Below are 21,758 nucleotides of genomic sequence, written 5' to 3' on the forward strand. Positions count from 1 at the left end.
CCCTTCGCGGGCAAGCTCGCTCCTACAGAAACTCGTGGGAGCGGGCTTGCCCGCGAAGAGAGCCGATCATTCGGGAATACGCAGCACCTGACCCGGGTAGATCTTGTCCGGGTGGGACAGCAGCGGCTTGTTGGCCTCGAAGATCTTGTTGTACTTGTTGGCATCGCCGTACTGCACCTTGGCGATGGCGCTCAGGGTGTCGCCTTTCTTCACGGTGACGAATACCGCAGAGACCACCGCCGGACCGGTCACGGTGATCTGGTCCTCGACACTGCCGACGCCGGAAATGTTGCCCAGGGCCAGCAGGATCTTCTCCTTCTCTTCCTGGCTCGCCACTTCACCGCTGACAATCACCTTGTCACCTTCCACCGTGGCATGAACATTGGGATTGCCCAGGCCAACCTTTTCGATGTGCTCCTTGAGTTGCTCACTGGCATTGGCGTTACCCGGGGTCAACAGGTCGATCAGTTTCTCACCGGCTTCCTTCACAAAGCTGAAAATGCTCATGTCGCACACTCCTTGGTTGATAGATCCAGACGCGAAAGACTAGACCAGCCTGGCCGGATGAGGTTCCCGGGCGACCAGTGACCCAAGGTCACAGGCCCGCGGTAGAATCCCGGCCTTTTGCCGCTCCGGAGCGAAGATGGACCTCAAGCAGCTGAAATTCCTCATCGCCCTCGACGAAACCCGGCATTTCGGCCAAGCCGCCGCGCGCTGCCACATCACCCAGCCGACCCTCTCCATGCGCCTGCGCAGCCTGGAAGAAGAGCTCGACTTGCCGCTGGTCAAGCGCGGCCAGCGTTTCGAAGGCTTCACCGCACCCGGCGAGCGGGTGCTGGCGTGGGCCCGCACCGTGCTCACCGCCCATGACGGGCTATTGGCCGAGGCCGCCGCCTGCCGCGGCAACCTGGTGGGCACCCTGCGCGTAGGGGTGGTGCCGCTGTCGAGTTTCAATCCCCAGCCACTGCTGCAGCGCCTGCATGCCGAGCACCCGAACCTGCGCTTCGAACTCTCGTCCCTGAGCTCGGAACAGATCCTCGAACAGTTGGCCAGCAATCGCCTGGACCTCGGGGTTTCCTACCTGGAGCGCCTGGACAGCGAGAATTTCGACTCCCTGCCCCTGGAACCGACCCACATGGGCCTGCTCTACGACCACCGGCACTTCAGCTTCGGCGAGCAGCCCCTGAGCTGGGAGGCGCTGATCGAACTGCCCCTGGGCCTACTCACCAGCGGCATGCACTTTCGCCAGTCCATCGACCACAACTTCCACATTCGCGGCCTGCAACCGCAGCCGGTGCTGCAGACCGACGCCGTCCATCAACTGGTGCAGATGGTCCATGGCGGCCTGTGCTGCGCCGTGATGCCTCTGGACAGCGGCCTGGAAACCCTCACCGAGCACCTGCGCCTGCAACCCATCGCCGATGCCCAGACCCTGGCCCGCCTGGGCCTGATCATGCGCCGCAGCGCGCCGCGCTCGGCCCTGGCGCAAGCCTGCTTCGCCCTCTACCAGCAATCCTTCGGCGATTCTTGATCGACGCCATCTATCAATAGATCAGTACTAGCAATTAGACGCGACAGATTGCCGCGCTTAGTCTTGGGAGCCGTTACGCCGCTGGTCACTCCGGCGCGGCGCCAGCCCCGGCGAAACGGGCACCCGCACTCGCTGCCAGCCAGCCCCACAGCATCCCTCGAACGCTAGTACGCGAAGGCATTTGCCCGGCCAGACGCCGGCCGCGCGAGCAGCGTCTCAACCTTGTCCACCTGCCGCCGAGCGTGCGCTGCGGGTCAGCAGCCTGCGATGGAGAGTCGCCCGTGAGTACACATAACCAAGCCGATCAGAAACCCGTAGCCCGCTACAAGCCCTACAAGGGACCCGCCGGCGGCTGGGGCGCCCTGATCAGCGTGGCCCAGGCGTGGCTGACCAGCGACAACGCGCTGAAGAACATCCGCATGATGCTCAAGACCAACCAGAACGGCGGCTTCGACTGCCCGGGCTGCGCCTGGGGCGACTCGCCGGAAAGCGGCATGGTCAAGTTCTGCGAGAACGGCGCCAAGGCGGTCAACTGGGAGGCCACCAAGCGCCGGGTGGACGCAGCGTTCTTCGCCAAGCACAGCGTCACTTCGCTGCTGGAGCAGAGCGACTACTGGCTGGAGTACCAGGGCCGGCTGACCGAGCCGATGAGCTACAACGCCGAGACCGACCGCTACCAGCCCATCAGTTGGGAAAATGCCTTCAGCCTGATCGCCAGGCACCTGCACAACCTGCCCAGCCCGGACATGGCCGAGTTCTACACCTCGGGCCGGGCCAGCAACGAAGCGGCCTACCTCTACCAGCTGTTCGTGCGCGCCTATGGCACCAACAACTTCCCCGACTGCTCGAACATGTGCCACGAGGCCAGCGGCGTGGCCCTGGCGCAGAGCGTCGGGGTCGGCAAAGGCACGGTGACCTTCGACGACTTCGAACACGCGGACGCCATCTTCGTCTGGGGCCAGAACCCCGGCACCAACCACCCACGCATGCTCGAACCGCTGCGTGAAGCAGTGAAGCGTGGCGCCCAGGTGGTGTGCATCAACCCGCTCAAGGAGCGCGGCCTGGAACGTTTCCAGCACCCGCAAAGCCCGATCGAGATGCTCACCAACGGCAACCGCCCAACCAATACCGCCTACTTCCGCCCGGCCCTGGGCGGCGACATGGCGCTGCTGCGGGGCATGGCCAAGTTCCTCCTGCAGTGGGAGCGCGATGCGCAGAAAGCCGGCGCGGCGTCGGTGTTCGACCACGACTTCCTCAATGCCCACACCGCCAACGTGCTCGACTACCTGGGCACCATCGACGACACCCCGTGGGAGCAGATCGTCGAGCAGTCCGGCCTGGCCCTGGTGGAGATCGAGCAAGCGGCGCGCATGTATGCCAAGGGCAAGAACGTCATCATGTGCTGGGCCATGGGCATCACCCAGCACCGCCACTCGGTGCCGACCATCCAGGAAATCGCCAACCTGATGCTGCTACGCGGCAACATCGGCAAGCCCGGCGCCGGGCTGTGCCCGGTGCGCGGCCACAGCAACGTGCAGGGCGACCGCACCATGGGCATCAACGAACGCCCGCCAGTGGCCTTCCTCGACTCCCTGGAGCGGCGCTTCCAGTTCAAGGTCCCCCGGGACAACGGCCACAACGTGGTCGAGGCGATCCACGCCATGCTCGAAGGCCGCTCCAAGGTATTCATCGGCCTGGGGGGCAACTTCGCCCAGGCTACCCCGGACAGCCCGCGCACCTTCCAGGCCCTGAGCAACTGCGACCTCACCGTGCAGATCAGCACCAAGCTCAACCGCAGCCACCTGGCCCACGGCAAGGACGCACTGATCCTGCCGTGCCTGGGACGTACCGATATCGACCAGCAGGCGGGCGGCCCGCAAGCGGTGACCGTGGAAGACTCCTTCAGCATGGTCCACGCCTCCAACGGCCAGTTGCAGCCGCTGTCGTCGCAGATGCGCTCCGAGCCGTGGATCCTCGCCGGTATCGCCGCTGCAACCCTGGGCAGCCGGCCGGTGGACTGGAACTGGCTGGCGGCCGACTACGGACGCATCCGCGACCTGATCGCCGACACCATTCCCGGCTTCAAGGACTTCAACGAACGGCTCAAGCATCCTGGCGGTTTCTACCTGGGCAACAGTGCCGGCGCCCGCCAGTGGAACACCCCGTCGGGGCGCGCCAACTTCCGCGCCAACTCGTTGCCCAAGGACCTGATCCACGAGCGCACCCGGGCCACCGGCCAACTGCCGGACCTGATCCTGCAATCGATGCGTTCCCACGACCAGTACAACACCACCATCTATGGGCTGGACGACCGCTACCGCGGGGTCAAGGGCCAGCGCGACGTGCTGTTCGCCAACGAGGCGGACATCATCCGCCTGGGCTTCAAGCCGGGGCAAAAGGCCGATATCGTCTCGCTCTGGGACGACGGCCGCGAGCGCCGGGTCAAGGGCTTCACCCTGCTGGCCTTCGACATTCCGGCCGGCCAGGCCGCGGCCTACTACCCGGAAGTGAACCCCCTGGTACCGCTGGAAAGCACCGGTGACGGTAGCCACACCCCGACTTCCAAGTTCATCGCCATTCGCCTGGAAGCGGCCAGCGACAGCGGCCTGATCATGGCTCGCTCGGCCTGATTCCTGGCTTGAGGGCCTCTTCGCTGGCAAGCCAGCTTCTACGGTTAGCGCGTGAACCGTAGGAGCCGGCCTGCCGGCGACAGCCGCTGCGCAGCCTTGAACCGCAGGCACAAAAAAGGCCGCTTTTGTATCAAAGCGGCCGTTCCGAAGTAGCTAAAGACCCGCAAAAACCACTTAAGTTCCGCATTAAAAACAATAAGTTACGAGATTGTGTACAATTCGTGCTATTCGTCGGATTTCGTTTGTAAGCCCCTCGATACAGCCTCAGGATCGCGCCGTCATCCCTTTGAGGCTCCTCTATGAAGTTCTCCTCGATTCTCTTGTTGTCCCTTGGCCTGGTCAGCGGCGTCGCCTCTGCCGGTGGCACCACTGAAGCAGGTGTGGGCGGCGCATTGGGCGGGGTTCTAGGCTCGGTGGTCGGTCAGCAGATCGGCGGCAATACCGGTTCCGCCATCGGTGCGGCCCTGGGCGGCGCCGGCGGTAGCGCAGTGGGCGCGGACAAACGCAGCCGTGGCCAGGCAGCCATTGGCGGCGCCCTGGGCGCAGCCGGCGGCAACGTGGTGGGCCGCAGCATGGGCGGCAACACCGGCAGCCTGATCGGCGCAGCGGCAGGCGGTGGCGCCGGCGGCGCGCTGGGCAACTACATGGGCAATGAAAGTGCCCGGGAAGATCGCGACTACCGCGGCCGCGACGACCGCCGCTACTACCGCGACGGCCACCGTGGCCGTGGCCATGCCTACGGGCATCGCAAGCACCGCCACTACCGCGACTGATCCCCTGTAGCCGCTGCCGCAGGCTGCGAACGAGGCCGCAGGACTCGCCAGAGCAGGCGCTGCGGTGTGTCAGGCGGCTCGTGGAGACAGGTTAGCGTCTCCTGCGGAGCCGATCGCAGCCTACGGCAGCGGCTACAGATTCCAGATTCCAGATTCCAGATTCCAGATTCCAGATTCCAGATTCCAGATCGATTATCGACGTTCACGCCACCAGCAGCTGTTCCAGCGCCACCCGCAATGCGGGCGGAATCGGCACCGGCTGGTTCGATGCCCGATCCACGAACACATGGACAAAACGCCCCGCTGCACAGGCATCCGCCTCTCCCGCCTTGAACACCGCCAGTTCGTACTGCACTGAACTGTTGCCCAGCTTGCCGACCCGCAAACCGATCTCGATGCGTTCGGGAAAGGCGATGGACGCAAAGTAATCGCAAGCCGAGCTGACCACGAATCCCACCACCTCGCCGTCATGGATATCCAGCCTGCCCCGTTCGATCAGGTAGGTGTTCACCGCCGTGTCGAAGAAGCTGTAGTAGGTGACATTGTTCACGTGGCCGTAGACATCGTTGTCATGCCAGCGGGTGATGATCGGCTGGAAATGGCGATAGTCGCCGCGTTGCGGCATAGGCTCGGACATCAGGGCTCTCTCCCATCGATTGAAGGCCGGGCGATCGGTTGATCGCCCGGCATTTCACCCCAGGCAGCTAAGCCTGGGCAAACCCTTTTCCGGCCGCGGCCAGTTCCTCGATCAACTGCGCCGGGCGCCAATGCGCCCCGTGTTCGGCTTGCAGGTGCTGCAAACGCTGGCGGACCTGCTCCAGCCCCTGGGCATCCGCCCAGCTCATCGGCCCACCCTGCTCCTTGGGAAAACCGTAGCCATTGAGATAGACCCGGTCGATGTCGGCGGCCGACTGGGCGATGCCCTCCTGGAGAATCTTCGCACCTTCGTTGACCAGCGCCAGCAGGCAGCGCTCGAGGATCTCCTCGGGGCCGATGTCCCGGCGCCGGTAACCCAGCTCCTCGCTGACCTGCAGCACCAGCGCATCCACCTGCAGGTCATGCTCGGCCTGGCGGCTGCCGGGTTCGTAGTGGTAGTAGCCGTCGCCACTCTTCTGGCCGAAACGACCCGACTCGCACAACCGGTTGTCGATCTGCACCTCGGGCGCATCCTGGCCCACACCGTCCAGTTGCCGGGCGCGCCAGCCCAGGTCGACGCCCACCACGTCATACATGCGGAACGGGCCCATGGCGAAACCGAACCCCTGCAAGGCGCCATCCACCTGATAGGGAAACGCCCCTTCCAGCAGCATCTTGCGCGCCTCGAGCACGTAGGTGTTGAGCATGCGATTGCCGATGAAGCCGAAGCAGTTGCCCGCCACCACACTGACCTTGCCCATGCGCTGCCCCAGGGCCAGGGCAGCGTCGAGCACCGCAGGCGCGGTCTTGGCCGCGCGCACCACCTCCAGCAGTTTCATGATGTGGGCCGGGCTGAAGAAGTGCAGGCCCAGTACCTGTGGCGCCCGCTGGGTGACTGCGGCAATCGCGTCGATATCCAGGGCCGAGGTGTTGCTGGCAAGGATCGCCTCGGGCTTGAGGGTCGCGTCCATCTGGCGAAAGATCTGCTGCTTGAGTTCGAGGTTTTCGTAGACCGCCTCGATCACCAGGTCCACGTCGGCGAGCTGTGGATAATCCGCCGCCGGCTTGATCCGCGCCACCCGCGCATCGGCCTCGGCCTGATCGATGCGCCCCTGGCGCACGTTGTGGGCATAGGTGTCCGCCACCGCCGCCAGGGCCTGCTGGAGCATCTGCGGGTTGTTGTCCAGCCACAGTACCGGCAGGCCGGCATTGGCCAGGCACATGACAATGCCACGGCCCATGGTGCCGGCACCGATCACGGCGGCGCGCTGAATATCGAAAGCTGTCTGGCTCATGTTGGCTCTCTTGTGGGCGATCCAAAGACAGCCCCCACCATAGTCAGGCCCTCATCATTTTTGAAATTTATTCCTGTGATGAGCAGCATTCAGCAGATGGATTTTCAGCCTGGCAAATGGGCCTCGCACCACGCCCGCACCGCGGCATAAGGGTAATCTTCCAGTGCCGCGAAACCGGGGATGCTCCGAGCCTTGAGCCGGGTGAACAACGGCACGCTGATACCACAGAGAAAACGGGTCAGGCGTTCCGCCCCGGGTACATCGCCGGTGTGCTGCTGGTGCCTGTGGATAAAGTGGCCACACAGCCCGTCGAAACTCTTATCCACAAGCGCGGGCAGAACCGGCGGCTCCGGCAGCCGCGCCACCTGGCCATGGCACACCGAACAATGCCCGCAACGCTGGGGTGCCTGCCGGTCGCCGAAATACTCCGCCAGGCGGTAACCCAGGCACTGCTCGGTGGCGAACAGGTCGAGCATGGCGTGGATCCGCGCAATTTCACTGCCCTCGTGGCGGGTGAAATAACCGTGCAGGTCGGCACTCAGTGCCGCCAGGTCAAAGTCCGTCTGCAACAGGCTGTAGACCTCGGTCATCTGCTTGCTTTCCAGCTCTACCCAGCCTTTTTCCTGGAAGTAGTCCAAGGCCTTGACCACCCGGTTGCGCGGCGCCTGGTACTGCTCGTAGAGCGCGTCGAAATTCACCGTGGCCCAGGTCCTGGCGCGGCTTGAAGTGTTGATCACGGCCTCGACGAAGTCCCTCCGCTCGCCTTCGAAACGCGCCAGCAGGGCCTCGGTTTCCAGCAGCAGTTTGAAGCGGTATTCCGCGAAATAGGCATAGCGCGGCGCGATCAGGCCCCGCAGTTCCAGCTGCACCAGCAAGGTCTTGAGTGGCAGTTGGCGAATGTTGCTCTGGTCCGCCAGGGGGCCGAGCAGGAACTCCCATTGCCCGTCCGCCGCCGATGCCTGCAACTCCTCCAGCACACAACGGATGCCACTCAATTCCGGGGTGTCGCCGTAGACGAAGTTTTCCAGCACGTTGAGGCTGTCGCGGTTGGCCAGCACCAGGCAATCCGAAGGCTGGCCGTCGCGCCCGGCACGACCGATTTCCTGGCTGTAGTTCTCGATGGACTTGGGCAGATCGAAGTGCACCACGTTGCGGATGTCGCTCTTGTCGATGCCCATGCCGAAGGCGATGGTGGCGACGATGCAGTGGCTGCGGCCCTCCATGAAGCGACGCTGGATCGACTCGCGCTGCTCGTGGGGCAGGCCGGCGTGGTAGGCCTCGGCGGCGATGCCTTGCTGGCTCAGGTGCTCGGCGATCTGCTCGGCGGTTTTCTGCAGGGTCACGTAGACAATGCTCGGCTGCCCGGCCCGGTCGCTCATCCACTGCACCAGCCGCCGACGCTTGTCGGCGCCCCGAACCGGCTCCACCAGCAGGTTGAGGTTGGGCCGGTAGAAACCGGTGGTTACTACGTCCTGCTGGGCGATGGCGAACTTGGCCTGCATGTCGACGATCACTTTGGGGGTCGCCGTGGCCGTCAGTAGCAGGGCCTGGGGGATGTTGAACTGGCGCTGGTAGTCCGGCAGTTTCAGGTAGTCGGGGCGGAAATTGTGGCCCCATTCGGAGATGCAGTGCGCCTCGTCCACCACCAGCAGGGAGATGGGCACCTGCTGCAGAAAGTTGCGAAAGCGTTCGTTCTTCAGCCGCTCCACCGAGATCATCAGGATCTTCAGCTCCCCGGAACGAGCCCGGGCCATGACCTCATTGGCTTCATCCCGGCCCTGGGCCGAGTCGATGCTGGCAGCGGCAATGCCGTGGCGCTGGAGGAAGGCCAACTGGTCCTGCATCAGCGCCAGCAGCGGCGAGACCACCAGGGTCAGGTGCGGCAGCAGCAGGGCCGGCAACTGGTAGCACAGGGACTTGCCCGAGCCGGTGGGAAAGATCGCTGCCGCCGAGCGCCCGGCGAGCACCGCGCTGACCGCGGCCTCCTGGCCCGGACGAAACTGTGGATAACCGAAGACCTGTTCCAGGGTGCTGTGCATAAGGGTCACTCCTTGGACCGCTGACCTGTCTTGAAGACTAGCGGGACAGGTCGGCAGGGCCAGAAAAGGTCGAAGGAAAAGCGCTACCGGATGATACCGGGCACAAGAAGCTTCATCGGCAAGCCAGCCCCAGCGCAGTAGCCGGCTTGCCGCTAAAAGAGGCCACCGCTAGCGCAAGGTCCGGCAATCCAGCCACTGCACGCCGTTGTGCTGATTGGCCTTGAGCAAGGCCGGCACCGTCTGGGCGGCCTTGGCATGGGTGTCATGGAACAGAATGATGCCCCGGCGCCAGAGCAGCATCAGTGTCTGCACCCGCTGCGCGGCCGCCTCGGCACTGACCTTCTTGCTCCAGTCCTGGGAGTCGATGTTCCACAGCATCACCTGCACCCCCTGGGCCTTGAAGAACCCGGCGCTGTCACTGCGACGCTGCCCGTAGGGCGGCCGGAACAGCGGCAGGTACTCATTGGTCAACGTGCGGTTGGCCAAGTTGGCGCTGCGAATCACCGAGCTTTGCCATTCGTTCCAGGATGAGTGGGACTTGTGCTCCCAGCCGTGTACGCCCACACACTGACCGTCGTACAACTCGCGCATTTTCCCTGCCGAAGACTGGCTCAGGCGCGCCTGAAACGAGTCCCCCAGGACAAAGAAAAGGCTATGCAGATCGTAGGCCCGCAGCACCTCGATCAACTGATCCGTAGGCCCGTCTCTCAGGCTCGGCCCATCGTCGAAGGTCAGCAGAAACTGCCGGTCTGCCAGTTCGTCGCCCAGGCGCTCTGCCGGGTCCATGCGCTGGATCTCACTGCTGACGGCGGGAAACAAGGCGGCCAGGCGCAGCTGTTCATTGAGGTACTGCTGATGAAACTGCCCACTGGCCTCACCCCAGGCGCCGTAGGCCGCCTTGCTGGCGCCGGTGAAACTGGCCGCCAGTTGCCGCAGCTCCCCAAGGTTGCGTACCTGCAGACAGAAAGGCTGGCCATCACAGCCCTGGCTGGCCTGCCGGTAGTTGCCCAGCAATTGCTCCCAAAAACGCTGGCGCAGTTGATCCACCGACTTGCGGTCAAGCTGCCGCACTCCAAGCCGCTGCTTGAGGGCCTTGTCATCCAAGGCCTCGGTGACCAGCAGGGCTTTGCTGAACATCAGAATCTCGGCCCGGGAGGCGGTATCGAAATCTGCGGCGCTGGTCAGCGGATTCGGCCAGCCACTGCGGTCGATGGTGGCGAACACCAGCGGCCCGGCCGCCTGGGCCACCCCTGTGGTCAGACACAGCGCCAGCAACCAGGGGAAAACACGAATTCGCATACCAACCTCCATAAATGCACAACGCGCCACTGCCGGCGCGTTGTGGAGATAACTTCTGCCTGTGTGATCAGCGGTTCTGCAACCGCTCTATCGCCTTGTCGTACACCGGGTTGGCCTTCTGCTCCCGGGCCTTGCGGTAGTGCTCCAGCGCCGTGACCAATTGCCCGGCATCTTCGTAGATGCGCCCCATGTCGTAGTAGGCGCTGGCGCGTATGGTGGGTGCCGACGGGCCACTGGCCAGGGCGATTGCCTGGCGATCGGCGGCCACGGCCTCGTCGGGGCGGCTGTTCTTGCGGTTGGACAGCGCCAGGTTGCTGTAGGCCTGGGCAAAGCCTGGATCCAGCTCGATGGCTTCGCGATAGTAGATACCCGCACTGCCGAAGTCGCCCTTGCGGTAGGAAGCCTCGCCTTTCTGGTTGAGGCTCTTGGCATCCACCGGCCCCTCGTCCCTGGCCAGCACTTCATCGATGGGCTTGCCATTGGCCAGTAGCAGCGGATCGAGGTCGCTCATCCGCGACTCCACTTCCTCGTTGCCTTGCAGCACCCGATCGATGTCCTGCAGTTGGCCATTGGCCGTCAGGCGAAACACTACCCAGAGGTTGCCCTGGCGGTTCTGTGGCACCCGGTAGCTGCGCATCAGCGTCGGGCCCTTATAGACAAAGACTTGCGCCTGGCTGCGGCCCAGGCGCAAGGATTCGGGGTTATTGCCGTTGGTAAAGTCGTGCACCGCATACACGTAGGCATCGCCCGGCACAGGCTGTTCGATGGTGAGGGTCTCCGGCCCGCGGCTGTCGGTGCTATCCACATTCATCCGCGCCCCCGGCCCGGTGCCGGTGGCGTAATACAGCAACCGGTGGGGATAGCTCAAATGCGCATCCAGGTCTTCCCCCGGTGCACTCCAGCTCAGCACCACGCGCAGGCTTTGCGGATCCTTGAGCACCGGGCTCATGGCGTAGCTCAGCCCCTGGCACGGGCACTTGGCCCGCAGGTCGGCATAACCGAGCTTGCGGATCAGCAGTTCACTGCCCGGCGAATCGGCGGCCTCCAGCGTCACTCGCCCCTGGGCATCGGTCCGCCCGGAAGCCTGCCCCAACTGCACTTCGGCATCGGCCAGTACCGCGTCCTTGACCACCGCATCCAGCACCTGGAGCGACAACGACTGAGCCTGCACCGGACTCATCAGCATCCCTAGCCACAACAACGCCGCCAGGCGGAAAAAAGCCATAACAAAATCCCTGTAGATAACGATGGCCGGACCTCTGTCCCGCCCCACCCATCAGCGGCGAACCATACACAGTTTTGCCCGCCAATGCTCGGCCTGGCGCCGTAAATACAGCGTAAAACGACAGTCTTGCCTACCCGGAGCAACGCCCCCCGTCCCGACCTCCGAGCACTTGCAAGCCAATCCCCAACTCGCCTTACACTGCAGCCCCTGGAAACCGCAAGTGAACCCCGACCATGCAACTGGCCCCCGGCTTTCCCGACGACGTCATCATGCGCCAGCTCATGCAACTGCTGCATGAGGAAATAGGCCTGCCCGAGCGCAAGACTCTTCGCCTGAACACCGCGATCAATCTCGACCTGGGTTGCGACGGCGCCGACGCCCGGCATTTACTCAACGCTCTGGAAGAACAGTTCGATATCGATTTTGTCGATTTCGACAGCTATCGCTACTTCCAGCCCGAAGGCTACGATGTGTCCCTCAAGCGTCGCGCCAAGGGTCGGGGAGACAAGCTCCCGCTGACCATCGGCATGCTGTACCGGGCGCTCAAGGAGCAACGCTGGGACACTCAGGAGCTGGAAGGCCTCTAAGGTCCACGGCAGTACATAAGGAAATGCCGTGGACGTACTGATGGGCTTGCTCGCCGCCCTGCTCTGGGGCGGCACCGATTTTCTCGTGGGGCTCAACGTGCGCGCCGTGGGTGTGAAACGTGCGGTGTTCTTCAGCCAGAGCCTGGGGTTCACCCTGATGAGCCTGCTGCTGGTGATCTTTCCCGCCTTCCTGCTCAAGGCCATGGCCGCGCCCCTGGAGGTCTGGCTGATGGGCATGGTCGCCGCGGCCTTCACCGTCTCCGGCGCCCTGGCCCTGGGCAAGGCCTTCGCCCTGGGCAAAGCCTCCATCGTCGCCCCATTGGTGACCTCCTACGGTGTGGTCACCACCTTGCTGTCCTGGGCCAGTGGCGAGCAGATCAGCCTGCTGCAGCTCATGTGCATCCTGTTGTGCGTGATCGGCGTGATCCTCTCCAGCCTGCACTCGGACTCCAAGCTGCCCCACAGCACCGCCGCCGGCCGCTCGATCTTCTTCGCCCTGCTCTCGGCCTTCCTCTATGGCACCAGCTTCTGGCTGCAGGGCCGCTACACCCTGCCGCAACTGGGGCCGATCAGCATGCTCTGGCTGGGTTACGCGGTGGGCAGCGGCGTAATGCTGCTGATGGTGCTGAAAGTCCCGGACGGGCTGAAGATTCCGCCACTGAAGAACTGCGGGCTACTGGCCTCCACCAGCCTGATGAACCTTGGCGCCTTCTTCGCCTTTTCCTGGGGTGCCATGAGCGGCTCGGTGTCGGTGGTGACGGTGATCAGCACCCTGTCCGGCGGCATCGCTGCGGTGCTGGGCTATGTGTTCTTCAAGGAGCGGCTGACGGCGGTGCAAGTGACGGGGGTGGTGCTGGTGTTACTGGGGGCGCTGGTGTTGCACTTGAAGACGTGAGGGTGTCTGGCTGGCCCAAGGGATGCCGCGCATCCCATCGCAGCCTGCGCCAGCGGCTACAGCTGCGCACAAAAAAGCCGCCCCGAAGGGCGGCTTTTTCATGGCAGGTCGAGGCTTACAGCTTTGGACCGGCTGCCTTGATCGCGTCGCTCACGTCGAACTTCTTGAAGTTCTCGATGAACAGGCCGGCCAGGGCCTTGGCGGCTTCGTCGTAGGCGGCTTTGTCAGCCCAGGTGTTGCGTGGGTTGAGCAGGCCGGTCTCGACGCCCGGTACGGCTTTGGGCACGTCCAGGTTGACGATGTCCAGGTGCTCGGTCTCGGCACCGATCAGCGCGCCGCTCTGGATCGCTGCAATCACGCCACGGGTGGTGGGGATGTTGAAGCGTTTGCCCACGCCGTAGCCACCGCCGGTCCAGCCGGTGTTGACCAGGTAGACCTTGGAGCCGAAACCGCGGATGCGCTTGATCAGCAGCTCGGCGTATTCGCCCGCCGGACGCGGGAAGAACGGTGCGCCGAAGCAGGTGGAGAAGGTCGACTTGATGCCCGAGCCCGAACCCATTTCAGTCGAGCCCACCAGAGCGGTGTAGCCGGACAGGAAGTGGTAGGCGGCTTGTTCTTCGCTGAGGATCGACACCGGCGGCAGTACGCCGGTCAGGTCGCAGGTCAGGAAGATCACGGCGTTAGGCTCGCCACCGAGGTTCTTCGGTGCGCGTTTTTCGATCAGCTCGCGCGGGTAGGCGGCGCGGCTGTTCTGGGTCAGGCTGTCGTCGGCGTAGTCGGCTTTCTTGGTGACCGGGTCGATCACCACGTTTTCCAGAACGGCACCGTGCTGGATGGCTTTCCAGATCACCGGCTCGTTCTTTTCCGACAGGTCGATGCACTTGGCATAGCAACCGCCTTCGATGTTGAACACCACGCCCACGCCCCAACCGTGTTCGTCGTCACCGATCAGGTAACGGCTTTCGTCAGCGGACAGGGTGGTCTTGCCGGTGCCCGACAGACCGAAGAACAGGGTCACGTCGCCTTCTTCACCCATGTTGGCGGCGCAGTGCATCGGCAGTACGTCGGCAGCCGGCAGCAGGAAGTTCTGCACGGAGAACAGGGCTTTCTTCATTTCACCGGCGTAGCGCATGCCGGCGATCAGCACTTTCTTGGCCGCGAAGTTGAGGATCACGGTGCCATCGGAGTTGGTGCCGTCGCGCTCTGGCTCGCAGACGAAGTTCGGCGCGTTGAGGATCTGCCACTCATCCTTGCCACCGGCGTTGTACTGCTCGGGGTTGATGAACAGGCAGCGGCCGAACAGGTTGTGCCAGGCGGTCTCGGTGGTCATTTTCACCGGCAGGTAGTGCGCCGGATCGGAACCTACATGCACATGGGAAACAAAACGCTCGCGCTCGCCCAGGTAGGCTTCAACGCGGTCCCACAGGGCGTCGAACTTGGCCGCCGGGAACTTGCGGTTGATCGGGCCCCAGGCGATAGCGTCCTGGGTGCTGGGCTCTTCTACGATGAAACGATCCACTGGCGAACGGCCGGTACGATGACCGGTGCGAACCACCAGAGCGCCGGTATCGGCAAGCTCGCCCTCACCGCGGTTCAGGGCTTCTTTGACCAGATCATCCACACTCAGATCGGTGTACACGGCGTTATTGGCTTGCGTCATGAGGTTCCCCGTCGGCCATTGGCCGAGTGCTCCAAACGTTTTGTAGTAGAAACTCGCGCACTACTACCGCGAAAAAAGTGCGCCGGATTATGCCAGAAAAGCCCCAAAATAGTAGGGCCCTCCCGTCAGCACGGCGTAATTCCGGCGTTTGCCAGGTGATTTACCTGCGCTGAATCGTTTTAGTGACGAGTATCTGACGGCGTGTCCACGCCCGCCCCCGCGAACAATTGCGCGATATCAGCGGCATCGAACAGGTAGCGTTCGTTGCAGAACTGGCAATCGATCTCGATGCTGCCGCCATGTTCGACCACCAGTTGCTGGGCATCTTCCAGACCCAGGCTGACCAGCGCATTGCCCGAGCGTTCCCGCGAGCAACTGCAGCGAAAACGCAGCGGCTGCACGTCGAACAGGCGCACGGCTTCTTCGTGGTACAGGCGGTGGAGCACGGTTTCGTTGTCCAGGCTCAGCAGCTCATCGGCGGTCAGGGTGCTGGCCAGGGCAGTGAGGTGCTGCCAGCTGGCGTCACGCTCTTCCTGATCACGCAGGCGGTCGGCGGGCAGTTGTTGCAGGAGCAGGCCACGGGCGCTGCGGCCGTCGGCATAGAGCCAGAAACGGGTGCCGGTCTGTTGCGACATGACGAAGTAGTTGGTGAAGCATTCCGCCAGGTTGGTGCCGTCCAGGTCGACGATGCCCTGGTAGCGCTGGCCATTGGTCGGGTCCACGGTCAGGGCCAGGACGCCGTTGGGCATCAGGTCGGCGAGGGTGGCATCAGGGGCGATCTGCTCCGCGTCGTAACGGGCCAGGCCACGAATCTCGCGCTCGCTGGAGCACTCGATCATCAGCAGCGGCACCGGGCCTTCGGAACGGGCCTGGAGAATCAGCAAGCCATCGAATTTTAGGGTGCCGACCAGCAACGATGCCGCCGCCATCAGTTCGCCGAGCAGCTGTGCCACCGGCTCGGGATAGGGGTGTTTGGCGAGGACTTCCGCGTAACTGCGCTCCAGCGCCACCAGCTCGCCGCGGGTGTCGCTCTCATCGAAGATGAAGCGTTGAGTGAAGTCGGTATCCGGCAAATCAGTCATAGGTCTGGGTATCTGAATGATGACAAAAAGGTGACAAGCACCGAAAATTGCGGCTTTGCACCATGAGGGTGCAGTTTTGCGGTGATTGGAGATATTTTATGAACAATCCGGGTTTGTTCCAAGCAAGGTGGAACCTCGGCAAGCTGGTTCTGTGCAATTTACTCCCTTTGGCCCTGCTGGGTTTCTGGTTGTGGCCCACCGGGCAGGCGCTCTGCACGGTCTTCGACGAATGGCTGTTCCACCACCTCAACGCCCCTCTGGCAAGCAACTCGACCTGGCTGCATATCTGGGCCGTGGCCAGCCTGCGGCCGTTCGATATCGTGGTGGGGCTGATCATGCTCGGCCTGCTGATTCGCGGTGACTGGGTGTTCAAGGCGGTGGACGTGCGCCGCGCCTTCTTCGGCTTTCTATCGATCCTGATTCTGATGGTGGTGATTCGCGCGCTGTTTTCCAAGCTGGTGGCCGTCATGAACTGGCAGCACAACAGCCCGTCCATGGTGCTGGAAGGCGCCGTGCACATGAGCGACTACTTCCCGGGCTGGGAAAAGACCTGGGAACTCAAGGACCGCTCCAGCCAGAGCTTCCCGGGCGACCACGCTTCGGTGCTGCTGATCTGGGGCCTGTTCATGGGGATCTTCAGCCGCAGCATCGGCCAGTTCCTGATCGTCTGGGGCCTGACCCTGCTGTTCATGATGCCGCGCCTGGTGGCAGGCGCCCACTGGGGCCAGGACGACTACATCGGCGGTGTGCTGCTGGCGGTGCTGGCCCTGGGCTGGGGCTACTACACCCCGTACGCGGCGCGGATGTCGAACTTCCTGCTGCGCCTGACCCACCCGCTGTTCAACCTGTTGAGCCGGATGCCCGTGCTCTCGCGCATGAGCGTGGTGCGCGCCAGCAGCCTGCTGCGCTAAGCAGCCCCGTAGGAGCCGGCTTGCCGGCTCCTACGGTTTCATTCGTGGTTGCTGCCGTGGAACTTGAACAGGTCCCGGCGCTGTTTCTTGCTCGGTTTACCGTCGGTGCTCACTCCTAGGGCACCAGCCTTGCGCTGGGCCGCAGCGGCTTCGCGCTTGGCGATGCTGGCCTCGGTTTCCGCGTACAGAGCCTGCGCTTCAGGAGCGCCACGGCGGACGATGGACAGGGCCTGGACCACCACGGTGCGTTCGTCGAAGCCGGCGCGAATCTGGTATTCATCGCCTACCCGCGGCTCCTTGCCCGGTTTGCAGCGCTCGCCCCGGTGATGCACCTTGCCGCTTTCAATCGCTGTCTTGGCCAGGGCCCGGGTCTTGTAGAAGCGCGCTGCCCAGAGCCATTTATCCAGACGAACCTTGTCCTCTTCTTCCTGCTTGTGCGCCACTGGAATTCCCCTCGCTGAAAAATGTCGCAACTTTACCGCCTGCAAGCGGGCTCTCATAAACCCTGCCGCTCACCTAAAATAACCCAGGTTGCGCCCTGATACGCGAGGAGTCCCCGTGACTGACTTCCCCACTTCCCTGACCTCGCCCGGCAACCGTTGCGAAGGTTGCCAGCAAAGCCAGCCACTGGACTTCGATTTTTCCTTCGCCTACCAGCCCATAGTCGATCTGCGGGACCACTCGGTCTTCGCCCATGAAGCCCTGGTGCGCGGGGTCAATGGCGAAGGGGCGGGAACGGTGCTGGGCCAGGTCAATGACAGCAATCGCTACCGTTTCGACCAGCGCTGCCGGACCCAGGCAATCACCCTCGCCGCCCAGTTGGGGATGCAAAGCCACCTGTCGATCAACTTCATGCCCAACGCCGTGTACCGGCCGGAACTGTGCATCCGCAGCACCCTGGAGGCAGCCCGGGCCCAGCGTTTTCCCCTGGACCGGCTGATTTTCGAAACCCTGGAAAGCCAGCACGTAGATAACTATCGCCATTTGACCAATATTCTGCGTGAATACCGCGAATTCGGCTTCAAGACCGCCATCGACGACTTCGGCTCGGGGTACTCGGGGCTGAACCTGCTGGCGGATTTCCAACCCGACCTGATCAAGCTCGACATGGCGCTGGTGCGCGATGTGGACCAGGATCGCGTACGCCAGGCGATCATCCGCGCGATTGTCACAATGTGTGCGGAGTTGGGGGTTACAGTCATCGCCGAAGGTATTGAAAGCGCCGGTGAACGGGACTTTCTCAGCGACTGTGGAATTTATCTGATGCAGGGCTACTGGTTCGCCAAGCCTGCATTCAAAGCCCTGGCCGAGGTTCCGGCCGCGGCCTGGAACAGCTAATTGCGGATTTTCCTTATTGAAGACTTTTGACCATTTGACCGTTGTCGGTCTGCGCGAGTGGGTGGCGCTCCCGGATCTGGGCGTGGCCGGCCTGCGCGCCAAGATCGACACCGGGGCCAGCACCTCCAGCCTGCATGCCACCGAGATCGAGCCCTTCGAGCGCGACGGTGAGCAGTGGGTGCGCTTCAATGCCCACCTGGGCAGTGTGGTGCAGTTGCGTCACCGGCGCTGCGAAGCACCGCTGGTGGCGATGAAAACCATTAAAAGCTCCAACGGCCAGGCCCAGGTGCGCTACGTGATCAGCACCACCCTGGCCCTGGGCGATCGGGTGTGGCGGGTGGAGTTCACCCTCGCCTGCCGCAAGGCCATGCGCTATCGCCTGCTGCTGGGTTCCAAGGCTCTGATCGACGGCCAACTGGTGGTCAATCCGGGCATCAAGTACGTACAAGACAAACCGGTGTTCCCGGTATCCACTACCTCTGCCACAGGTGTTGCATGAAGATCGCTGTGCTGTCGCGTAACCCGCGTCTGTATTCCACTCGTCGTCTGGTCGAGGCCGGCACCGAGCGTGGCCATGAAATGGTAGTGGTCGATACCCTGCGGGCCTACATGAACATCGCCAGTCACAAGCCGCAGATCCACTACCGCGGCAAGCCCCTCGAAGGCTTCGATGCGGTGATCCCGCGGATCGGTGCCTCGGTGACCTTCTATGGCTGCGCGGTGCTGCGCCAGTTCGAAATGATGGGGGTGTTCCCCCTCAACGAATCGGTGGCCATCGCCCGCTCGCGGGACAAGCTGCGCTCGCTGCAGTTGCTGTCGCGGCGTGGCATCGGCCTGCCGGTGACCGGCTTCGCCCATTCCCCGGACGACATTCCCGACCTGATCGAGATGGTCAACGGCGCGCCATTGGTGATCAAGGTGCTGGAAGGCACCCAGGGCATCGGCGTGGTGCTGTGTGAAACCGCCACGGCGGCGGAATCGGTGATCGAGGCCTTCATGGGCCTGAAGCAGAACATCATGGTCCAGGAGTACATCAAGGAGGCGGGCGGCGCCGACATTCGCTGCTTCGTGGTGGGGGACAAGGTGATCGCGGCAATGAAACGCCAGGCCAAGCCGGGGGAGTTCCGCTCCAACCTGCATCGCGGCGGCAGCGCCAGCCTGATCAAGATCACTCCCGAAGAACGCATGACCGCGCTGCGGGCGGCCAAGGTCATGGGCCTGAGCGTGGCGGGGGTGGATATCCTGCGTTCCAATCACGGGCCGCTGGTGATGGAAGTCAATTCCTCGCCGGGCCTGGAAGGCATCGAGACCACCACCGGCAAGAACGTGGCGGGAATCATCATCGAGCACATCGAGAAGAACGGCGGGCCGAACATGACCCGGACCAAGGGCAAGGGCTAGGGATCGCGTGGCCGGCCTTGCGCTGGCAAGCCAGCTCCTACGGGCTATGTGCTGCCTGCAGGAGCGAAGCCCTGATCAATCCGCATCACGGGGCAGCAGCAAGCCCAGCGGCAGGCGTACCCGCGCTTCCAGGCCACCATCGGGGCGGTTGCGCAGTTCGACATTGCCACCGTGCATGGCGGCAATCCGCTTGACGATGGCCAGCCCCAGCCCGGTGCCCTTGCCGCCCCGGGCACGGTCGCCACGGGTGAAGGGGTTGAAGATCGCTTCCAGTTCCGAAGGATCGATCCCCGCGCCACGGTCCATCACGCTGAGCACCACATAGGGCGCATTGGTGTCACCGGACACATAGGCCGCCACTTCCACTTCCGTACCCGCATGATTCAAGGCGTTACCGATCAGGTTGTTGAGCAGGCGCTTCATCGACACCCGTCGCAGCGGGAACGGCTGGATCGGCTCCAGGCGCAGGTGCACCCGTTCTTCGTTCTGGTTGTAGGGCGCCGCCACTTCCTGCACCAGATCGCCCAGGTCCACCTCTTCCACCGACTCGTCGCGCCCATCGCGAATGAAGGCCAGGAACTGGTCGAGAATGGCGTCCATGTCCTCGATATCCCGCACCATGTCGTCGGTCAGGTCAGTGTGATCGCCCATCAATTCCAGGGACAGGCGCAGCCGGGTCAGCGGCGTGCGCAGGTCGTGGGACACCCCGGCCAGCATCAACTCCCGTTCTCGCCCTGCCTGTTCCACGTCCTCGGCCATCTGGTTGAACGCGCGGTAGACCTCGGTCATCTCGCTGGGCGTATCGCTGATGGGCAGGCGCACGCTGCGTCCCTGGCCCAGTTGCCGGGCGGCATACACCAGGCGCTTGAGGGGCTGGTTGAGCTGGCTGACGAAAATCCAGGCCGAGGCGGTGGACAAGAGGCCAATGGCCAGGAACCAGCCCAGCACGCTCCAGATCTTCTGCCCCCGCAGCGGATGGGGGTACAGCGGCACCTTGAGCCAGCCGTCCCCCAGGCTCGGCGCCCGCACCCAGAGCGCCGGCGGCGCATGCATGCGCAGGCGCACTTCGGTGTCGGCGCCCAGTTCGGCCTGCATCTGCCGCTGGTAGATCTCGCTGTAGGGCCAATGCTGCTCGCCGGCCGGTACGCCGCTGCCCACCACCTTGATCAGGCCGGCAGCCTCGGCGATCTGGTCACGGTTGGATTCATCGGCGGCCCAGTAGGCGCGCAGGGTCAGGGCCACGCCGTGGCTGTACTGCCGGTCCACCAGCACGTCCTCGTTCATCAACAGATAAACCAAGGTCAATGCCTTGGAAAACAGCACCACGATCAGCACCAGCCACAGGGTGCGGGAGAAGAAACTCTGGGGGAACCACAGCGGGGTTTTCATAACAGCCACTACACACTTTGCAGGAGCGACTCGCGCTCGCACCGTTGCGGAATGCGAACGCCCGGGTCGTTACCGGCCCGGGCGTTGGCTCCTACAAATCAATGATCACTTGGTCGCGGTGCCATCCGGCACAAAGACATAACCCACGCCCCAGACGGTCTGGATGTAGCGCGGCTTGGAAGGATCGGGCTCGATCATCCGACGCAGGCGGGAGATCTGCACGTCAATGGAGCGCTCCAGGGCGTCCCATTCGCGACCACGGGCCAGGTTCATCAACTTGTCCCGGGTCAGCGGCTGGCGGGCGTTCATCACCAGCGCCTTGAGCACCGCGAATTCACCGGTGGTGAGCATGTGCACTTCATTGCCGCGCTTGAGCTCGCGGGTGGCCAGGGACAACTCGTAGTCGCCGAAGGTCACGCTTTCGTCTTCGCTGCCCGGCGCACCCGGCACCGGGGCGGACTGGCGACGCAATACGGCCTTGACCCGCGCCATCAGCTCGTCGGGGTTGAACGGCTTGGCCAGGTAATCGTCGGCGCCCAGTTCCAGGCCCTTGATGCGGCTCAGCTCGTCGCCCTTGGCGGTGAGCATGATGATCGGAATCTGGTTGTTCGCGCTGCGCAGGCGGCGGCATGCGGTCAAGCCGTCTTCGCCGGGCAGCATCAGGTCGAGTACCACCAGGTTGAACACTTCGCGACCCAGCAGGCGGTCCATTTGCTCGGTGTTCGGTACTGCGCGGGCACGGTAGCCCTTGCTGACGAAGAAACGCTCCAGCAGGCTGCTCAGCCCCGGGTCGTCGTCAACAATAAGAATTTTTTCGCCTTCAGCAGTTTGTACAGTGCTGCTCATTGGATGCTCCTCTAATCTCGGTGCGCATTATGGCGTAGCTGCCGTTATACGCACCGAGTGCATTGTTAGCAGATTTTTCCTCTATCGCCAGCAAACCCGCTGTCGGCCTGAGGCTGGCGATCACCCCGCAACGGCTAACGCTGGGTATAATGCGCCGCCTTTTGTGTTGGGCAATATCTGATCAGTACGCCTGCGGCCGGTTTATTTTTTTACCCGGGCCG

General features: G+C 63.4%; 20 protein-coding genes. 9 read left to right on the top strand and 11 right to left on the bottom strand.

The features are described 5' to 3' along the window. Positions 1–66: 66 nt before the first annotated feature. Positions 67–507 carry a peptidoglycan-binding protein LysM gene (gene lysM / locus AC1RCO_RS22675; RefSeq protein ID WP_011058673.1) on the bottom strand — a complete coding sequence of 147 codons (441 nt, stop codon included), beginning with the start codon at positions 505–507 and terminating at the stop codon, positions 67–69. A gap of 136 nt (positions 508–643) precedes the next feature. Here lysM and AC1RCO_RS22680 point away from each other — a divergent pair, with 136 nt between their 5' ends. The 3 genes from AC1RCO_RS22680 to AC1RCO_RS22690 all read left to right on the top strand — a co-directional run bounded on the left by AC1RCO_RS22680 (position 644) and on the right by AC1RCO_RS22690 (position 4,934). Further along, on the top strand, positions 644–1,531 hold the full coding sequence (locus AC1RCO_RS22680; RefSeq protein ID WP_011058672.1) for a LysR family transcriptional regulator: 888 nt from the start codon (positions 644–646) through the stop codon (positions 1,529–1,531). A 281-nt stretch (positions 1,532–1,812) separates the two neighbouring features. Continuing rightward, complete coding sequence (locus AC1RCO_RS22685) at positions 1,813–4,161, top strand: FdhF/YdeP family oxidoreductase (RefSeq protein ID WP_072452134.1); 2,349 nt, start codon at positions 1,813–1,815, stop codon at positions 4,159–4,161. Between the two features lie 299 nt (positions 4,162–4,460). Then, positions 4,461–4,934, top strand: coding sequence for a glycine zipper domain-containing protein (locus AC1RCO_RS22690; protein WP_011058670.1), 474 nt, complete (start codon positions 4,461–4,463; stop codon positions 4,932–4,934). Between the two features lie 202 nt (positions 4,935–5,136). Here the strand turns inward: AC1RCO_RS22690 and AC1RCO_RS22695 are convergent, their stop codons facing one another. From AC1RCO_RS22695 to AC1RCO_RS22715, 5 genes are all read right to left on the bottom strand, one after another. Then, positions 5,137–5,571, bottom strand: coding sequence for an acyl-CoA thioesterase (locus tag AC1RCO_RS22695; RefSeq protein WP_123473107.1), 435 nt, complete (start codon positions 5,569–5,571; stop codon positions 5,137–5,139). Between the two features lie 67 nt (positions 5,572–5,638). Beyond that, positions 5,639–6,865 carry a 3-hydroxyacyl-CoA dehydrogenase gene (locus AC1RCO_RS22700; protein WP_220223544.1) on the bottom strand — a complete coding sequence of 409 codons (1,227 nt, stop codon included), beginning with the start codon at positions 6,863–6,865 and terminating at the stop codon, positions 5,639–5,641. 104 nt (positions 6,866–6,969) lie between these two features. Continuing rightward, positions 6,970–8,904: a RecQ family ATP-dependent DNA helicase gene (locus AC1RCO_RS22705; protein WP_401261628.1), complete on the bottom strand. Its 1,935-nt coding sequence runs from the start codon at positions 8,902–8,904 to the stop codon at positions 6,970–6,972. 168 nt (positions 8,905–9,072) lie between these two features. Further along, on the bottom strand, positions 9,073–10,203 hold the full coding sequence (locus tag AC1RCO_RS22710; RefSeq protein ID WP_220223542.1) for a polysaccharide deacetylase family protein: 1,131 nt from the start codon (positions 10,201–10,203) through the stop codon (positions 9,073–9,075). Between the two features lie 67 nt (positions 10,204–10,270). Beyond that, positions 10,271–11,428: a YfaP family protein gene (locus tag AC1RCO_RS22715; protein WP_015633773.1), complete on the bottom strand. Its 1,158-nt coding sequence runs from the start codon at positions 11,426–11,428 to the stop codon at positions 10,271–10,273. A 233-nt stretch (positions 11,429–11,661) separates the two neighbouring features. Here AC1RCO_RS22715 and AC1RCO_RS22720 point away from each other — a divergent pair, with 233 nt between their 5' ends. Together AC1RCO_RS22720 and AC1RCO_RS22725 are read left to right on the top strand one after the other, a co-directional pair. Next, a complete protein-coding gene (locus AC1RCO_RS22720) occupies positions 11,662–12,015 on the top strand; it encodes a DUF1493 family protein (protein ID WP_011058664.1) in 354 nt (117 codons plus the stop codon). Between the two features lie 40 nt (positions 12,016–12,055). Next, positions 12,056–12,910, top strand: a complete 855-nt coding sequence (locus AC1RCO_RS22725; RefSeq protein WP_492618100.1) for an EamA family transporter — start codon at positions 12,056–12,058, stop codon at positions 12,908–12,910. A 115-nt stretch (positions 12,911–13,025) separates the two neighbouring features. On the opposite strand, the gene AC1RCO_RS22730 is transcribed toward AC1RCO_RS22725, so the two are convergent. Then, positions 13,026–14,570 carry a phosphoenolpyruvate carboxykinase gene (locus AC1RCO_RS22730; RefSeq protein ID WP_011058662.1) on the bottom strand — a complete coding sequence of 515 codons (1,545 nt, stop codon included), beginning with the start codon at positions 14,568–14,570 and terminating at the stop codon, positions 13,026–13,028. 179 nt (positions 14,571–14,749) lie between these two features. After that, positions 14,750–15,652 carry an Hsp33 family molecular chaperone HslO gene (gene hslO / locus AC1RCO_RS22735; protein WP_011058661.1) on the bottom strand — a complete coding sequence of 301 codons (903 nt, stop codon included), beginning with the start codon at positions 15,650–15,652 and terminating at the stop codon, positions 14,750–14,752. Between the two features lie 98 nt (positions 15,653–15,750). Between hslO and AC1RCO_RS22740 the strand changes: the two genes are divergently transcribed. Continuing rightward, positions 15,751–16,563: a phosphatase PAP2 family protein gene (locus tag AC1RCO_RS22740; protein ID WP_011058660.1), complete on the top strand. Its 813-nt coding sequence runs from the start codon at positions 15,751–15,753 to the stop codon at positions 16,561–16,563. Positions 16,564–16,601: 38 nt separating this feature from the next. Here AC1RCO_RS22740 and AC1RCO_RS22745 read toward each other — a convergent pair whose 3' ends face one another. Beyond that, positions 16,602–17,006, bottom strand: coding sequence for an RNA-binding S4 domain-containing protein (locus tag AC1RCO_RS22745; protein WP_011058659.1), 405 nt, complete (start codon positions 17,004–17,006; stop codon positions 16,602–16,604). Between the two features lie 115 nt (positions 17,007–17,121). On the opposite strand from AC1RCO_RS22745, the gene rimA reads away from it, so the two are divergent. Genes rimA through rimK form a run of 3 tightly spaced genes read left to right on the top strand, consistent with a single transcriptional unit; the run spans position 17,122 to position 19,302 of the window. Continuing rightward, complete coding sequence (gene rimA, locus AC1RCO_RS22750) at positions 17,122–17,901, top strand: S6 modification regulatory phosphodiesterase RimA (RefSeq protein ID WP_492618068.1); 780 nt, start codon at positions 17,122–17,124, stop codon at positions 17,899–17,901. 16 nt (positions 17,902–17,917) lie between these two features. Next, the gene (gene rimB, locus AC1RCO_RS22755; protein ID WP_007931742.1) at positions 17,918–18,400 is read left to right on the top strand and encodes a retropepsin-like aspartic endopeptidase RimB; all 483 of its coding nucleotides are present in this window, start codon (positions 17,918–17,920) and stop codon (positions 18,398–18,400) included. After that, entirely contained in the window at positions 18,397–19,302 is a 906-nt protein-coding gene (gene rimK / locus AC1RCO_RS22760) for a 30S ribosomal protein S6--L-glutamate ligase (RefSeq protein ID WP_007931744.1), read from the top strand. The genes rimB and rimK overlap by 4 nt, the downstream gene beginning before the upstream one ends. A gap of 75 nt (positions 19,303–19,377) precedes the next feature. On the opposite strand, the gene AC1RCO_RS22765 is transcribed toward rimK, so the two are convergent. Next, entirely contained in the window at positions 19,378–20,691 is a 1,314-nt protein-coding gene (locus tag AC1RCO_RS22765) for an ATP-binding protein (protein ID WP_011058657.1), read from the bottom strand. 105 nt (positions 20,692–20,796) lie between these two features. Then, a complete protein-coding gene (gene ompR, locus AC1RCO_RS22770; protein WP_011058656.1) occupies positions 20,797–21,537 on the bottom strand; it encodes an osmolarity response regulator transcription factor OmpR in 741 nt (246 codons plus the stop codon). Between the last annotated feature and the right edge of the window lie 221 nt (positions 21,538–21,758).

The sequence above is a fragment of the Pseudomonas sp. GW823-FHT03E05 genome, assembly GCF_058796855.1.

What these genes read in the sequence shown, in the direction of transcription:
- lysM (WP_011058673.1), bottom strand. Translation starts at nt 507, where the DNA reads ATGAGCATTTTCAGCTTTGTGAAGGAAGCCGGTGAGAAACTGATCGAC.
- AC1RCO_RS22740 (WP_011058660.1), top strand. Translation starts at nt 15,751, where the DNA reads ATGAACAATCCGGGTTTGTTCCAAGCAAGGTGGAACCTCGGCAAGCTG.
- AC1RCO_RS22765 (WP_011058657.1), bottom strand. Translation starts at nt 20,691, where the DNA reads ATGAAAACCCCGCTGTGGTTCCCCCAGAGTTTCTTCTCCCGCACCCTG.
- AC1RCO_RS22715 (WP_015633773.1), bottom strand. Translation starts at nt 11,428, where the DNA reads ATGGCTTTTTTCCGCCTGGCGGCGTTGTTGTGGCTAGGGATGCTGATG.
- AC1RCO_RS22720 (WP_011058664.1), top strand. Translation starts at nt 11,662, where the DNA reads ATGCAACTGGCCCCCGGCTTTCCCGACGACGTCATCATGCGCCAGCTC.
- AC1RCO_RS22710 (WP_220223542.1), bottom strand. Translation starts at nt 10,203, where the DNA reads ATGCGAATTCGTGTTTTCCCCTGGTTGCTGGCGCTGTGTCTGACCACA.
- AC1RCO_RS22695 (WP_123473107.1), bottom strand. Translation starts at nt 5,571, where the DNA reads ATGTCCGAGCCTATGCCGCAACGCGGCGACTATCGCCATTTCCAGCCG.
- AC1RCO_RS22680 (WP_011058672.1), top strand. Translation starts at nt 644, where the DNA reads ATGGACCTCAAGCAGCTGAAATTCCTCATCGCCCTCGACGAAACCCGG.
- AC1RCO_RS22725 (WP_492618100.1), top strand. Translation starts at nt 12,056, where the DNA reads ATGGGCTTGCTCGCCGCCCTGCTCTGGGGCGGCACCGATTTTCTCGTG.
- AC1RCO_RS22705 (WP_401261628.1), bottom strand. Translation starts at nt 8,904, where the DNA reads ATGCACAGCACCCTGGAACAGGTCTTCGGTTATCCACAGTTTCGTCCG.
- hslO (WP_011058661.1), bottom strand. Translation starts at nt 15,652, where the DNA reads ATGACTGATTTGCCGGATACCGACTTCACTCAACGCTTCATCTTCGAT.
- AC1RCO_RS22730 (WP_011058662.1), bottom strand. Translation starts at nt 14,570, where the DNA reads ATGACGCAAGCCAATAACGCCGTGTACACCGATCTGAGTGTGGATGAT.
- AC1RCO_RS22690 (WP_011058670.1), top strand. Translation starts at nt 4,461, where the DNA reads ATGAAGTTCTCCTCGATTCTCTTGTTGTCCCTTGGCCTGGTCAGCGGC.
- ompR (WP_011058656.1), bottom strand. Translation starts at nt 21,537, where the DNA reads ATGAGCAGCACTGTACAAACTGCTGAAGGCGAAAAAATTCTTATTGTT.
- AC1RCO_RS22700 (WP_220223544.1), bottom strand. Translation starts at nt 6,865, where the DNA reads ATGAGCCAGACAGCTTTCGATATTCAGCGCGCCGCCGTGATCGGTGCC.
- rimK (WP_007931744.1), top strand. Translation starts at nt 18,397, where the DNA reads ATGAAGATCGCTGTGCTGTCGCGTAACCCGCGTCTGTATTCCACTCGT.